The sequence below is a fragment of the Aeromicrobium sp. Leaf291 genome, assembly GCF_001423365.1.
Classification (GTDB): domain Bacteria; phylum Actinomycetota; class Actinomycetes; order Propionibacteriales; family Nocardioidaceae; genus Aeromicrobium.
This window is the reverse complement of record NZ_LMNM01000001.1, coordinates 1,349,653-1,362,404: the sequence shown is the minus strand read 5'-3', so window position 1 is coordinate 1,362,404 and position 12,752 is coordinate 1,349,653. Positions and strand designations below refer to the sequence as shown.

The 12,752-nt window shown below is 71.3% G+C and carries 13 protein-coding genes; 4 read left to right on the top strand and 9 right to left on the bottom strand.

The window, feature by feature from the left end; genetic code table 11:
• Positions 1 to 8 precede the first annotated feature (8 nt).
• Positions 9 to 701, bottom strand: a complete 693-nt coding sequence (locus ASF35_RS06785; RefSeq protein WP_055964631.1) for a tyrosine-protein phosphatase — start codon at positions 699 to 701, stop codon at positions 9 to 11.
• 87 nt (positions 702 to 788) lie between these two features.
• Between ASF35_RS06785 and ASF35_RS06780 the strand changes: the two genes are divergently transcribed.
• Positions 789 to 1,700: an SGNH/GDSL hydrolase family protein gene (locus ASF35_RS06780; protein WP_055964628.1), complete on the top strand. Its 912-nt coding sequence runs from the start codon at positions 789 to 791 to the stop codon at positions 1,698 to 1,700.
• 164 nt (positions 1,701 to 1,864) lie between these two features.
• Here ASF35_RS06780 and ASF35_RS06775 read toward each other — a convergent pair whose 3' ends face one another.
• From ASF35_RS06775 to ASF35_RS06760, 4 genes are all read right to left on the bottom strand, one after another.
• A complete protein-coding gene (locus ASF35_RS06775) occupies positions 1,865 to 2,719 on the bottom strand; it encodes a Bax inhibitor-1/YccA family protein (RefSeq protein WP_055964625.1) in 855 nt (284 codons plus the stop codon).
• A 133-nt stretch (positions 2,720 to 2,852) separates the two neighbouring features.
• Entirely contained in the window at positions 2,853 to 3,899 is a 1,047-nt protein-coding gene (locus tag ASF35_RS06770; protein WP_055964621.1) for a hypothetical protein, read from the bottom strand.
• Positions 3,896 to 4,222, bottom strand: coding sequence for a PadR family transcriptional regulator (locus ASF35_RS06765; RefSeq protein ID WP_055964618.1), 327 nt, complete (start codon positions 4,220 to 4,222; stop codon positions 3,896 to 3,898). Before ASF35_RS06765 ends, ASF35_RS06770 begins: the two co-directional genes overlap by 4 nt.
• A 71-nt stretch (positions 4,223 to 4,293) precedes the next feature.
• Positions 4,294 to 4,833: a DinB family protein gene (locus tag ASF35_RS06760; RefSeq protein WP_055964613.1), complete on the bottom strand. Its 540-nt coding sequence runs from the start codon at positions 4,831 to 4,833 to the stop codon at positions 4,294 to 4,296.
• A 36-nt stretch (positions 4,834 to 4,869) separates the two neighbouring features.
• Between ASF35_RS06760 and trmB the strand changes: the two genes are divergently transcribed.
• Both trmB and ASF35_RS06750 read left to right on the top strand, forming a co-directional pair.
• Entirely contained in the window at positions 4,870 to 5,619 is a 750-nt protein-coding gene (gene trmB / locus ASF35_RS06755) for a tRNA (guanosine(46)-N7)-methyltransferase TrmB (protein WP_055964610.1), read from the top strand.
• Positions 5,620 to 5,636: 17 nt separating this feature from the next.
• A complete protein-coding gene (locus ASF35_RS06750) occupies positions 5,637 to 6,002 on the top strand; it encodes a hypothetical protein (protein WP_055964608.1) in 366 nt (121 codons plus the stop codon).
• A 20-nt stretch (positions 6,003 to 6,022) separates the two neighbouring features.
• Here ASF35_RS06750 and ASF35_RS06745 read toward each other — a convergent pair whose 3' ends face one another.
• The 4 genes from ASF35_RS06745 to ASF35_RS06730 form a co-directional block, all read right to left on the bottom strand.
• Complete coding sequence (locus tag ASF35_RS06745) at positions 6,023 to 6,499, bottom strand: DUF6194 family protein (RefSeq protein ID WP_055964605.1); 477 nt, start codon at positions 6,497 to 6,499, stop codon at positions 6,023 to 6,025.
• Positions 6,500 to 6,562: 63 nt separating this feature from the next.
• Positions 6,563 to 7,966 (bottom strand): GH1 family beta-glucosidase, encoded by a 1,404-nt coding sequence (locus ASF35_RS06740; RefSeq protein ID WP_235499115.1) that lies wholly within the window; start codon positions 7,964 to 7,966, stop codon positions 6,563 to 6,565.
• A 32-nt stretch (positions 7,967 to 7,998) separates the two neighbouring features.
• Positions 7,999 to 8,178, bottom strand: a complete 180-nt coding sequence (locus ASF35_RS06735) for a hypothetical protein (protein ID WP_055964603.1) — start codon at positions 8,176 to 8,178, stop codon at positions 7,999 to 8,001.
• A gap of 76 nt (positions 8,179 to 8,254) precedes the next feature.
• The gene (locus ASF35_RS06730) at positions 8,255 to 9,517 is read right to left on the bottom strand and encodes a uracil-xanthine permease family protein (protein ID WP_055964601.1); all 1,263 of its coding nucleotides are present in this window, start codon (positions 9,515 to 9,517) and stop codon (positions 8,255 to 8,257) included.
• A 566-nt stretch (positions 9,518 to 10,083) separates the two neighbouring features.
• Between ASF35_RS06730 and hrpB the strand changes: the two genes are divergently transcribed.
• A complete protein-coding gene (hrpB, locus tag ASF35_RS06725) occupies positions 10,084 to 12,618 on the top strand; it encodes an ATP-dependent helicase HrpB (protein ID WP_055966286.1) in 2,535 nt (844 codons plus the stop codon).
• Positions 12,619 to 12,752 lie beyond the last annotated feature (134 nt).

Genomic DNA, 12,752 nt, shown 5'->3' with positions numbered 1-12,752 from the left:
GCCCGCCCTCAGGACAGCATGGCGGTGCGCAGGCGGTCGAGGGTGCCAACGTCGCCGCCGACCGAGCAGTACCAGCCCTCGACGCCGCCGGGGTGGGCGTCCCACCGGTCGATGACGTGCTCGATCGCGTCGCGCGGGACCATGAGGAACGCGGCCGGCACCGGCGGGTGGTCCGAACCGGGCCGCCGCAGGCGCGCGTCGATCGCGTCGACGGCGTGCTCGGTGAGCATGTAGTCGGCGACGACGTCGGGGCGCTGCACCCCGAGCAGGCTGAGCACGAGCGCCACGGAGATGCCGGTGCGGTCCTTGCCCGCCGCGCAGTGCACGAGGGTGGCCCCTCCCGTGGCGGCGGCCTGGGCGACCTCGTCGACCAGCTGCGCCAGCATCTCGCCGGCGGTGTCGAGCACCTCGCCGTACAGGTGCTTGAGGGTCGGGGTGTCCTCGTGCCAGCCGGGCCGCAGCGCCTGCAGCAGCGAGAGCGTGACGACCCTCGGACCCAGCGGGGTGAGCGGGTGCGGGCCACCGTGCTCGACGGCGGACCGCAGGTCGAGCACCAGGGAGGGCGGCCACGGGGTGCCGTCGGGCACGACGTCGGTGGGCTCGGGCACGCCGCTGCGCAGCAACAGACCAGGCCGGACGGAGGCACCGTCGAGGCCGGTGACACCACCGACGTCACGGAAGTTGGGGATGACGAAGCTCACGCCGCTCATCGTAGGTGTGAGGACCCACACTCCCTCCGGGCCGGTTCTGGGGCGGCCCTCTCAGGCGGGTGGATCTAGCATGGCGTCGTGAGAATCCCCCGCAAGATCGCGTCCCAGGCCGCGATCGGAGGGGCAGCCGCCGTCACCGGCTACTACGGCGTCATCTTCAGCGAGCTGATGGTCGCGAAGCGGGCGATCGGCATCACCGACGCGCGTCCACCGCGCGCCGACGGCTTGTACGGCGAAGAGCTGCCCCGTGAACCCGTGCGCTGCCTGGTCCTCGGCGACTCCGCAGCCGTCGGCTACGGCATGGCCCGTGCCGACGCGACTCCTCCTGCCATGCTCGGCATCGGTCTGGCGCACGTCCTCGACGCCCAGGTCGAGATCCGCTCCGAGGCCGTCGTGGGGGCGCAGACCCACGACCTGCGCGACCAGATCGAGGCGGCCGGCGACTTCGACCCCGACCTCGTCGTCATCGTCGTCGGCACCAACGACGTGACCCACCGCGTGCCCGCCTACCAGTCCACCCGGCTGCTCGGCTCGGCCGTGAAGAAGCTCGTCGACGGCGGCGCCCAGGTGGTGGTCGGCACGTGCCCCGACCTCGGGACCGTGCGGCCCCTCCCCCAGCCTCTGCGCTGGATCGCCCGACGCAAGAGCCGCTCGCTCGCCCGCAAGCAGACCGTCGCCACGGTCCGCGCCGGCGGCCGCGCCGTCTCGCTGGGCAGTCTGCTCGGCGTGCTGTTCACCGAGAAGTACGACGTGATGTTCGGCGAGGACCGCTTCCACCCGTCCGAGACCGGCTACGCCAACATGGTCTCGGTGCTCGTCCCGTCGCTGGCGGCCGCGTGGCGCGAGCGCGACCGCGACTTCGCCGTGGCGCACTTCGGCGGCTCCCCCGGCACGATGTCCCTCACCGACGCCGCAGAGAAGGCCGCGCTGCGCGAGGGCACGGAGGTCACCCGCGACGGCCGCTGGGCCCGCATCCTGCGCCGCCGCTGACCCACGATTCTCCCTTCGCGCGTCCGCGGACGAACGCTTCTTCCTTCTCGTGGACCGTTCCACGAGAAGGAAGAATCTCTGCCCCCATGGCCGGGGTCGCGGTCCAGCAACGACGACGGCCGGCCACCCCGTGAAGGGTGGCCGGCCGTCGTGTGGAGCTGGTGTCAGTCCGAGCCGCGCAGGATCGCGAGGATGCGCAGGATCTCGATGTAGAGCCAGATCAGCGTGACCGTGAGGCCGAAGGCGGCGCGCCACGACTCACGCTCGGGCAGGCCGGCCTCGACGCCGCGCTCGACGAAGTCGAAGTCCATGATCAGCATGAACACGGCGAGCACCACGGCGATCGCGGAGACCACGAGGCCGAGGCCGTCCATGCCGCGCAGGCCGCCACCCTCGAGGACGCCGGTGATGCTGAGCACGAAGTTGACCAGCATGACGCCGACGAAGGCGAACATCGAGATCGTGACGATCTTGCGGAACTTGTCGGTGACCTGGATGTTGAAGAACTTGTACGCCGCCAGCGTGGCGCCGAACGCGACCATGGTGGCCAGGACGGCCTGGAACACGATCGTCGGGTCGCCGACCCAACCGGCCACGACCTTGGAGAAGGCGCCGACGAAGACGCCCTCGGCCACCGCGTAGGCGAGGACCAGCGCGGGGCTGATGACCTTCTTGAACGAGTTGACCAGCGAGAGGCCGAAGCCGACGATCGCACCCGCGAACGCGAAGCCGAAGGCCTTCTGCACCGCCGCCTGGTCGGTGGCGATGTCACCGATGAGGAACCATGCTGCCGCGGCGGTCGCGATGACGACGCCCAGGGTGAGGGCGGTCTTCTCGACCGTGGACTCGATGGTCATGACGCCCGTGCCACGTCCGGTGGACGTGTGCGTGGGGCCAGGCTGCGAGGTCGAGCCGTCGAGGTCGATCTTCCACTGCGAAGGATCGGTGGCGCGGGCCGTGCTGGTGCCACGGCCGTTGAACCCCTCGGATCGGTTGAAGACGGGGTTGTTGCTCTGCATGGTTCCCTCCGGGAATCAGTACTCAGCACTACTGAGGAAGTCGATGTGACCTCACCCTACATAACGTCCGAGAGGCGCGATTGTTTCCCGACACGGACTGGTTTCGCAGGGAAACCAGTCCGTGTCGGGTGGATCAGTCCGGCGCGTCGGTCGGGGCGGCCGACGGCGCTTCGGACGGGCTCGTCGACGCCTCGGGAGCAGGGGCCAGTGCCGGCACCTTGAGGAACGGGGCCTCGGGAACCTTCGCCTCCCCGATGACGGCCGACGAGGCCGAGCCGAGCTCGTCGAGCACGTGCTGCACGACGGACAGCGGGTAGACGTTCATGACGTCCTGGCCGGTCTCCAGCGTCGCCGGCGACCACGCGGTGCCGTCGGCGGCGATGCCGTCGGTGCAGCCGTTCGCGCACTCGTCGCGCACGGTGTTCAGAGCGGGGGCCAGCGCGCGACCGTCCTGGTCGAACAGCTGCACGCCGCTGAGCGGGCGACCTTGCGCGTCGTAGGGGTAGATGTTCGTGATGCTGGAGCCGTCGAGGGACATCCCCGCCGGGTCCTCGGAGCCGACATAGGCCATCTCGTAGGTGCTGCTCTCCCAGGACTGCGCCGTGGCCACCACCGGCAGGAGCGCGACGGCGGCGACGACGTTGCCGAGCACCAGGAGGGGGCCGATCCGTGGGGCACCCCAGAGGCCACGACCCCACTGGACGCTCACCGTCACGAAGGCGGCGAGGAGGATCCACGTGCCGAGCGTCGTGGGGGCGAAGCCGGACTCCCAGCCGAAGAACGCCGCCACCAGCCAAGTCGCCAGCCAGGCCCGGGTGACCCACCAGACCGGCTGCAGCACGGACAGGAAGTCGAGGACTCCCCGGCCGACCGGGCTCCGACGCAGGGCCAGTGTCACGTCGCGCCACGTCTCGCTCGCCCCCTGGCGCAGCGAGTCGAGGCCGCCGGCCAGGCCGGAGCGCTGGTCCTCCTTGAGCGGCAGGCCGGCCGCGGCGCGCAGCTCGGCGGCGTAGGCCACGGGGTCGGGGAGCTCGCGGGCGAGGTCCTCGGCGTAGGCCTCGGCCAGGTCGGCCTCCAGACCCTCGGTGAGCTCCTCCAGCTCGTCGGCGGGCAGGTCGGCCAGCTGGGCGCGCACACGGGCAGCGAAGGCGCTGATCTCGGTCGGGATGGTGGTGCTCATGCGGCGTCCCCCGTCAGGAGTCGGTTCATGGTGTCGGCGAAGTCGGCCCAGACCTTGCGCTGGGCCGCGAGCATCGAGCGCCCCTCGGGCGTGACGCCGTAGTACTTGCGGTGCGGCCCCTCCTCGGAGGGCACCACGTACGACGTGAGCGCGCCGGCCGCGTAGAGGCGCCGCAGCGTCCCGTACACGGAGGCGTCGCCGACGTCCTCGAGCCCTCCGGCGCGCAGGCGGCGCACGACGTCGTAGCCGTACCCGTCCTCGGACTCGACGACGGCCAGCACGGCCACGTCGAGCACGCCTTTCAGCAGCTGCGTTGCATCCATGCGGTGGACAGTACCACGCACTGCGCAGTACCTCGCAGAGCACGGCACCGGGACCGCGTGTCGCGCTCCGACTAGCCGTCGACGTCGACCAGGTGGTGCGCCACGTCGTGCCAGAAGTACTGGGCGAAGGTCTCGACGGTGAAGACCGAGCCGTCGCTGCGCAGGCCGACGCGGCCCCACGCGTCCGCCGGGACGGCGTCGAAGGCTTCGGCCAGGTGCTCCCCAGCCGCGGTCAGCTCGCGGGCCGCGACGGCCGGGTCCTGCTCGGCGTAGCGCTGCTCGACGGCGGTCGCGTCCTGGTCCCAGTTGGCGAAGCGGGCCTCGCCCTCGTCGGCGGTGAGCATGAGCCGGAGCCGCTCGGCGAAGAGCACGAGGACGTCGCGCACGTGGCACGCGTACTCAAGGTCGGACCAGACGTCGGGGCGGCGCCGGGCCGCCGCATCGGGACGGGCGAGCACCTGCTGCCAACGGGGCAGGCAGGCGCGCACCAGGTCGGCCACCCCGCGCGGGTCGACGTCCTCGGCGCGGAACCCGCACTCGGCGCACGGCTCCTGCAGGACCCACGTCCAGTCCTTGTCGTCGGGGACGATGCTCTCGTCGACGGTGCTCATGCATCCGATCGTGGCCGACGATCTAGGGTTCGAGCCATGCCCGACGCTGCCGACCAGCCGCGAGATCCCGCCACCGCCGAGGACCCGCCCCGCTTCCGCCGTGAGCCGGTCTCGTTCACCCGTCGCGGAGGACGCCTGACCGAGAAGCAGCAGGACGCGTGGGACGCGATGGCCGAGACGTACGTGCTCGACGTCCCGCGGGCCGGGACCGACACGTCGGTGACCCCCGACTGGCGGGTGGAGCCGGAGCGCGTGTTCGGGCGCACCGCGCCGCTGGTGGTGGAGATCGGCAGCGGACGCGGCGAGAACGTGGTGGCCGCGGCCCAGCAGCACCCGGAGTGGGACTTCCTCGCGATCGAGGTGTGGGTGCCGGGCGTGGCGACGACGCTCCTGCAGGCGCGCGCGGCAGGCGTCACGAACATCCGGCTCGCGGTGGCCAACGCCACCGAGATGCTGGGAACGGCGCTCGAGCCGACGTCGGTGCACGAGCTGTGGACGTGGTTCCCCGACCCGTGGCACAAGAAGCGTCACACCAAGCGACGCCTGGTCACGGTGCCGTTCACCGAGCTCGTCGCGCGGGTTCTCGAGCCCGGCGGGACGTGGCGCCTGGCCACCGACTGGGCCGACTACGGCGAGCAGATGTCCGAGGTCATCGCGGCCAGCCCCCACGTGAGCGGCGGCCCCGTGGACCGGTTCGAGGGTCGCGTGCTGACCAAGTTCGAGCGCAAGGGCCTGGACAAGGGGCGCGTGATCCACGACTTCGCTGCGCAAGTTCTGCAGCACTGACGTCCTACACTGGCCGGATGGACGGCACCGCCACGGCAGACCTGCTCGGCATCACGGACGGCTTCCGCGTGTGGGTCGTCGGCGAGACCGTGGAGGAGCGCTCGCTGCTCGACCCGCTGCCCGAGGGCGTGGAGACGTTCGACGAGTACGTGCACTCCCTCGACGCCACCGTGGTGATCACCGACGACGTGACCGCGTTCGCCGAGCAGGTCGACGAGGTCTTCCCGCAGCTCGGCTCCGTGCCGCTCGTGTGGGTGTGCTTCCCGCCGCACGACCTGTCGGCCGACGAGGTCGCCGAGGTGGTCCACGAGTTCGGCTGGGGCGCCACGCCGCCGGTGCTGCTCGACGACGCGTGGATGGCCATGCGGCTCGCGCAGGACTGAGCACCCGGACTGATCGACGCTCAGGCCGAGCCGGCGGCCTGGCGCCGCTCGAGGCGACGACGGTCGGCGTCGTGGGCCTCACGCGCCAGCTCGAGCGCCCGCTCGACGGTCTTCTCTCCCGGGTTCACGACGGACACCCATCCGTACGCGCCGTAGATCGGGTGCGGGACGAACGTGTCCGTGGCGGCGTGGTCGACGTCGGCCACGCTGAGCTGGCCCGGCGGGTGGCCGAAGAGGTCGGCGTAGGCGTCGGCGCCGACGTTGAGGTTCAGGCGCCAGCGGCCGGGCTCGTCGAGGTTCGAGACGGTGTCGTCGGGGTAGTTCTTCGTGACGATCGTCGTGTGCGGCTGCCGGTTGGTGGGCACCTCACCGTCGGGGGCGTAGTAGAAGAAGTGGTCGCCCCACGAGATCTCGGGGTGGTTGCTGCCCTCCTCGGGGGCGAGCTCGAGCGCGCCGGGCAGGCTCCGCAGTGCGATCAGGACGTCGTCGATGGCCATGCGGCCAGTCTCGCCCTGCGACGTGCGTCTGGCCAGGGACGCTGGGGCGAGGCGGGACGACGGTCAGTCGGGACGCTGGGACGCGATGAGGTCGCGGTAGGCCTCGAAGGAGTCCTTGGGCGTGCGCACGAGGGTGTCGTAGTCGACGTGCACGAGCCCGAAGCGCTGGGAGTAGCCGGCGGCCCACTCGAAGTTGTCGAGCAGGGACCAGTGGAAGTAGCCGCGCACGTCGACCCCGGCGTCGCGGGCGTCGAGCACGGCGGCCAGGTGGTCGAACAGGTAGCGGGTGCGGCGCTCGTCGTGCGCACGGCCGTCGCTGCCGGGTGCGTCGGCGTAGGAGGCGCCGTTCTCGGTGACGTAGACGAGCGGGAGCGCGTCGCCGTAGCGCTCCTTCAGGCCCACGAGCACCTCGGTGAGACCTTCGGGCACCACGGGCCAGCCGAAGTCGGTGCGCTCACGGCTGTCGATCTCGTGAAGCGAGAACGGCAGGTCGGCCGGCAGCGGGAGCCCGTCGCTGGCGGCTTCGCTGCTGGCACCAGGAGGACCGACGAGCTGCGGGTTGTAGTAGTTGACGCCGTAGAAGTCGAGCGGGGTGGCGATGACGGCGAGGTCGTCGTCGCGGTAGCCGCTGAACCCGGCCTCCATGCCCTCCCACGGCCAGCGGCCGAGGAGCACGGGGTCGGCGAAGAGCCGGTTGTAGAGGTCGTCGAAGAAGGTGGCGGCCTGCTCGGTCTCGTCGGTGTCGTCGAGGCGCCACACGGGCACGTGGTTGTTGACGATGCCGACGGGTCCGGTGCCGGCGGCGCGCAGGGCCTGCACGGCACGGCCGTGGGCGAGCAGCTGGTGGTAGGCCACCGGCAGGGCGTCGAAGCCGAGCGTCTTGCCGGGGGCGTGCACACCGGCGCCGTGGCCGAGCAGGGTGACCACGACGGGCTCGTTGATCGTCATCCAGCGGGTCACGCGGTCGCCGAGGCGGGCCGCGACGACGGACGTGTAGTCGGCGAAGCGCTCCGCGACGTCGCGGTTCTCCCACCCGCCGATGTCCTCGAGCCACTGCGGGGTGTCCCAGTGGAAGAGGGTCGCCGACGGCTCGACGCCCGCGGTGAGCAGCGCGTCGACGAGCCGGTCGTAGAAGTCGAGGCCCTCGGGGTTCACGGCGCCGCTGGGGTCGGGCTGGATGCGCGACCACGAGAGCGAGAAGCGGTAGGCGTCGACGCCGAGGGAACGCAGCAGGCCGACGTCCTCGAGGTAGCGGTGGTAGTGGTCGCAGGCCACCTCGCCGGTGTCGCCGTTCTCGACGCGACCGGGCTGAGCGGTGAACACGTCCCACGTGGACGGGGTGCGTCCGCCGACGTCGACCGCGCCCTCCACCTGGTACGAGGCGGTGGCGGTGCCCCACGTGAAGTCGGGGCCGAAGGCGCCGGCAAGACGGCCGAGGGACAGGTCGCTGGGGTCGGTGTCGCTCACCCGTCCAGTCTGCCCCCGGACCGGGTCGGTCGTCAGGTGCGGCGACGTCGGCTGAACGCCTCGGCGAGGTCGATCGCGCCGACGATGGCCAGCACCACGCCGAACGGTCGGCCCCGGAACCAGAAGAACTCGGTGTCGGGGAAGGCCAACGCCAGCACCGCGCCGGCGACGACGAGCACGACTCCGAGGGCCAGCTGGAAGGTCGGGTTCATGCCCTCACGCTAGGCAGGACCCCTCCCCCGCGGCATCGGCCGAAGGGATGAGCCGCGGGGTCCTTTCGACGTCGGCTCAGGCCGTCCGGCGCTGCTTCTCGATGAACGTCATGACGTGGAAGACGACGAGCGCGGCGATGGTGCCGAGCGCGATGCCGTTGAACACCATGTCGCCGACCTTCAGCTCGGGGTTGCCGATGCCGATCACCAGGGCGATGCCGGCGGTGAGCTGGTTGACCGGGAGGGCGAAGTCGACGTTGTTGTCGATCCAGATCTTGATGCCGACGATGCCGATGAGGCCGTAGAGGGCGATGGTGACGCCGCCGAGCACGCCGGTGGGGATGGTGTTGATGAGGGCGCCGATCTTCGGCGAGAACGACAGCAGGATGGCGATGGCGCCGGCCACCCAGTAGGCGGCGGTGGAGTAGACGCGGGTGGCGGCCATGACGCCGATGTTCTCGCCGTAGGTGGTGGTGCCGGATCCTCCGCCGGCTCCGGCGATCGTCGTCGCGAGGCCGTCGGCGAACAGCGCCCGGCCGGTGCGCTCGTTGATGGACTCGTCGTCGGTCAGCTGCGCGACGCTGCGCACGTGGCCCACGTTCTCGGCGATGAGCACGAGCACGACGGGCAGGAAGGCGGGGATGAACACCCAGCTGATCTCGGGGGTGCTGAACGCGGGCAGGCCGAGCAGGTCGGCCTTGCCGACGGGGTCGAAGTCGAGCGCACCGGTGACCGCGGCGTAGATGTAGCCGGCGACGACGCCGACGATGATCGACAGCCGACCGATGAGGCCCTTGAACACGACGATGGTGAGCACGAGGACGACGAGGGTGATGACCGCCATCCACGGCCCGGCCTTCGCGTTGTTGACCGCCGTGGGCGCGAGGTTGAAGCCGATGAGCGCGACGATGGAGCCGGCCACCACCGGCGGCATGAGCGCGTTGATCCACCCGATGCCGGTCTTCATGACGATCGCGCCGACCGCCGCGAGGATCACGCCTGTGACGACGATGCCGAACATCGCCACCTCGATCGACGCCCCCGACGCCGCCACCGCGCCGATGGGCGCGAGGAACGCGAACGACGACCCGAGGTAGCTGGGCAGCCGGTTCTGCGTGAGGACGAGGAACAGGATCGTGCCCACGCCGGAGAAGAAGAGCGTGGCCGTTACGGGGAACCCGGTGATGGTCGGCACCAGGAACGTCGCCCCGAACATCGCCACCACGTGCTGCGCACCCAGCCCGATGGTCCGCGGCCACGTCAGCCGCTCCCCCGGTCTGACGATCTCGCCGTCCCGGATCGTCTTGCCGTCGTGGTGCAGGTTCCAGTTCAGGGGCATGGGGGGATTCTGGCGGATGCGCCAGACCCGAAGTTATTCGCCTACCGCTCGACTACTCCTGGGGCCAGACGGAGACGATTCCTTTACCCCGCGGCTTGACCCACAGGTTGACGGCAACCTGTCCCGTCTGCGTCTTGAATGATCCCCGATAGCGCTCCGCGTTGGCCCGAGAAAGGTAGGCGACCGTGCGACCCTCGACCGAGACAGCAACCGCATTGGAGTCGTGCGGGTTGCGAGGCTCGGGCACCAGCAAAGCGAGAAAGGGCTCATTCACCGGGACGCGGCACGACGCCAAAGTCGCCGGAGCATGGCCGCGGGACGCCAGGAGATCGACGAGAGCAGCCTGGTAGTGCGACTCTCCGACGAAGAGTTGTTCCCCTTCGATCGGAGCGAAACTCGCTTCAGTGGAAGGCGACGAACGAAGTCGACTGAGAAAGCCCATGGCGGACGGTAAACACAGTCCGATCTGCTTTGCCGGGAAATGCACTGATCGATGACGAAGGTCCGCTCATCCGTGCCATCGGAGCCATGACCGGTTGCGGCACACTGCAGTCGTGTCCGACCCGATGCGCAGCCTGCTCGACTCGCCGCCCGACCTGCCGGTCGTCGCGGGGCTGCCTGCGCTCGGTGAGGCGCTCCGCAGCCGTGGGGTCGCGGTGGTCCAAGCGCCGCCGGGGACGGGCAAGACGACGTTGGTCCCGCCGGCCGTCGCTGTGGCCGTCGAGGGGCGGGTCGTCGTCACGCAGCCCAGCCGGATCGCCGCCCGCGCCGCTGCCCGTCGGTTGGCGCATCTGCTGGGCGAACCAGTCGGGGAGACCGTCGGGTACTCCGTTCGCGGGGACCGGAAGACCAGCAGGCGGACGCGCGTCGAGGTGGTCACCACCGGTCTGCTGCTCCGGCGGATCCAGCACGACCCCGAGCTCGCCGGCGTGGGCGCCGTGGTGCTGGACGAGGTGCACGAGCGCCACCTCGACGCGGACCTCACCCTGGCGCTGCTCATCGACATCCGCGCCAACCTCCGCGACGACCTGACGCTCGTCGCGATGTCGGCCACCATCGAGGCCGAGCGGACCGCCACGCTGCTGGGCGGCACCGGTGATGGCGACACAGCGGCGCCGGTGATCGACATCCCCGGCGCACTGCACCCCGTCGAGTCCGTCTGGTGCCCGATGCCTCCGGGCGCGCGCCGAACCGACGACCGCGGCATCACGCCGGCCTTCCACGACCACGTCGCCGCGACCGTCCGTCGTGCGCTCGCCGAGCACGAGGGTGACGTGCTGGTCTTCGTGCCGGGCGTCGGCGAGGTCGACGCGACCATCCGACGTCTCCGAGATGCGCCCGCCGACGTGCACCCGCTCCACGGACGCCTCTCCGGCGCCGAGCAGGACCGTGCACTCAGCGAGGGTCCGCGTCGCCGCGTGGTCGTCTCGACCGCGGTCGCCGAGTCGTCGCTGACCGTGCCCGGCGTGCGCGTCGTGGTGGACGCCGGGTTCTCGCGCGAGCCGCGCACCGACCACCGACGCGGGCTGTCGTCGCTGGTCACCGTCGCGGTGAGCAAGGCGGCCGCCGAGCAGCGAGCGGGGCGAGCCGGACGACTCGGACCGGGCGCCGTCCTGCGCTGCTGGTCGAAGGAGGAGCACGCGCACCTGGCCGACCACCCCGAACCCGAGATCGCCACCGCCGACCTGACGGCCTTCACCCTGGAGCTGGCGTGCTGGGGCAGCGACGACGTGCGCGACCTGGCGCTCCTCGACCAGCCACCGGCCCACGCCCTGGAGACAGCCCGTCAGGTGCTCCTGGACTTGGGGGCGGTCGACGACGACGGACGGGCCACCCCACGCGGACGGGTGATGGCCGGCGTGCCGGTGGACCCGCGGCTGGCACGGGCCCTCATCGACGGGGCTGGTCTCGTCGGGGCGAGGCGCGCGGCCGAGGTGGTCGCGATGCTCAGCGAGGACGTCCGCGCTCCCGGCGGCGACCTCGTCGCAGCCCTCCGCTCTCTGCGCAACGGAGACCGCTCCGGCTCGTGGCGCACCCAGGTGAAGCGCCTCGAGGCCATCGCGAAGGAGCACGGCGACCACGAGCGCAGCCCGGACGGCGCCCGATCGCTGACCGACGACGTGGCGGTCGGCCTGGTCGTCGCCCTGGCACATCCCGACCGCATCGCGCGCAAGCGCTCCGCCGGCTCGAGCTACCTGATGACGGGTGGCACGGGCGCCGCCTTCGACCGTCGCGACTCAAGCCCACTCGCCGGGCTCGAGTGGCTCGCCGTCGGCGACGCGGACCGACGGTCCGGGGAGCGCGAGGCGCGGATCCGGGCAGCGGCACCGCTCACCGAGGACCTGGCGCTCGAGGCGGCCGGATCGCTGTGGACCGAGGTGGACGACGTCACCTGGTCCGACGGGCGGGTGCTGGCCCGCCGACGCACCATGCTCGGCGCGATCGAGCTTGCGTCCGTCCCCATCAAGAACCCGCCGACCGAAGCGGTGACCGCGGCCATCGGCGAGGCGCTGGAGCGCGAGGGGATCGACCTCCTCACCTGGTCGGAGGCGGCCACGGCTCTTCGCGCCCGCCTCGACTTCCTGCACCGTGCCCTCGGCGACCCCTGGCCCGACGTGAGCGACGAAGCCCTGACAACGAACCTCGACGCGTGGCTCGGTCCGCAGCTCGCGCGGGTCCGCTCGGCGCAGGACCTCCGACGCATCGACGTCGGCGCGGCCCTCCGCGCTCTGCTGCCGTGGCCCCAGGCGGGCAGGCTCGACGAGCTTGCCCCCGAGCGGGTCGAGGTTCCCAGCGGCTCGAACGTGCGGATCGACTACTCCCAGGAGCAGCCCGTGCTCGCGGTCAGGCTGCAGGAGGTCTTCGGCTGGACCGCGGCGCCCACCCTCGCGGACGGCAGGGTCCCGCTCCTGCTGCACCTGCTCTCCCCCGCCCGACGGCCGGCCGCCGTCACGGCCGACCTGGACTCCTTCTGGGACAACGGCTACCCGGGGGTCAGGGCCGACCTGCGCGGTCGCTACCCGAAGCACGCGTGGCCCGACGACCCGCGCACGGCGCCGGCCACCCGACGGACCAACGCGTCCCGCGACCGACGACGATGAGACGTGAAGACATTCGTCCCAGTTTCACCCCCGGCGACCGCCGGGCTCGACTAGCCTGACCACGTCGACGCGCTCCATCGGGGACCGTGATTCGTCACGTCCCCTGCACGACACGTCGACCTCCGCACGCACGA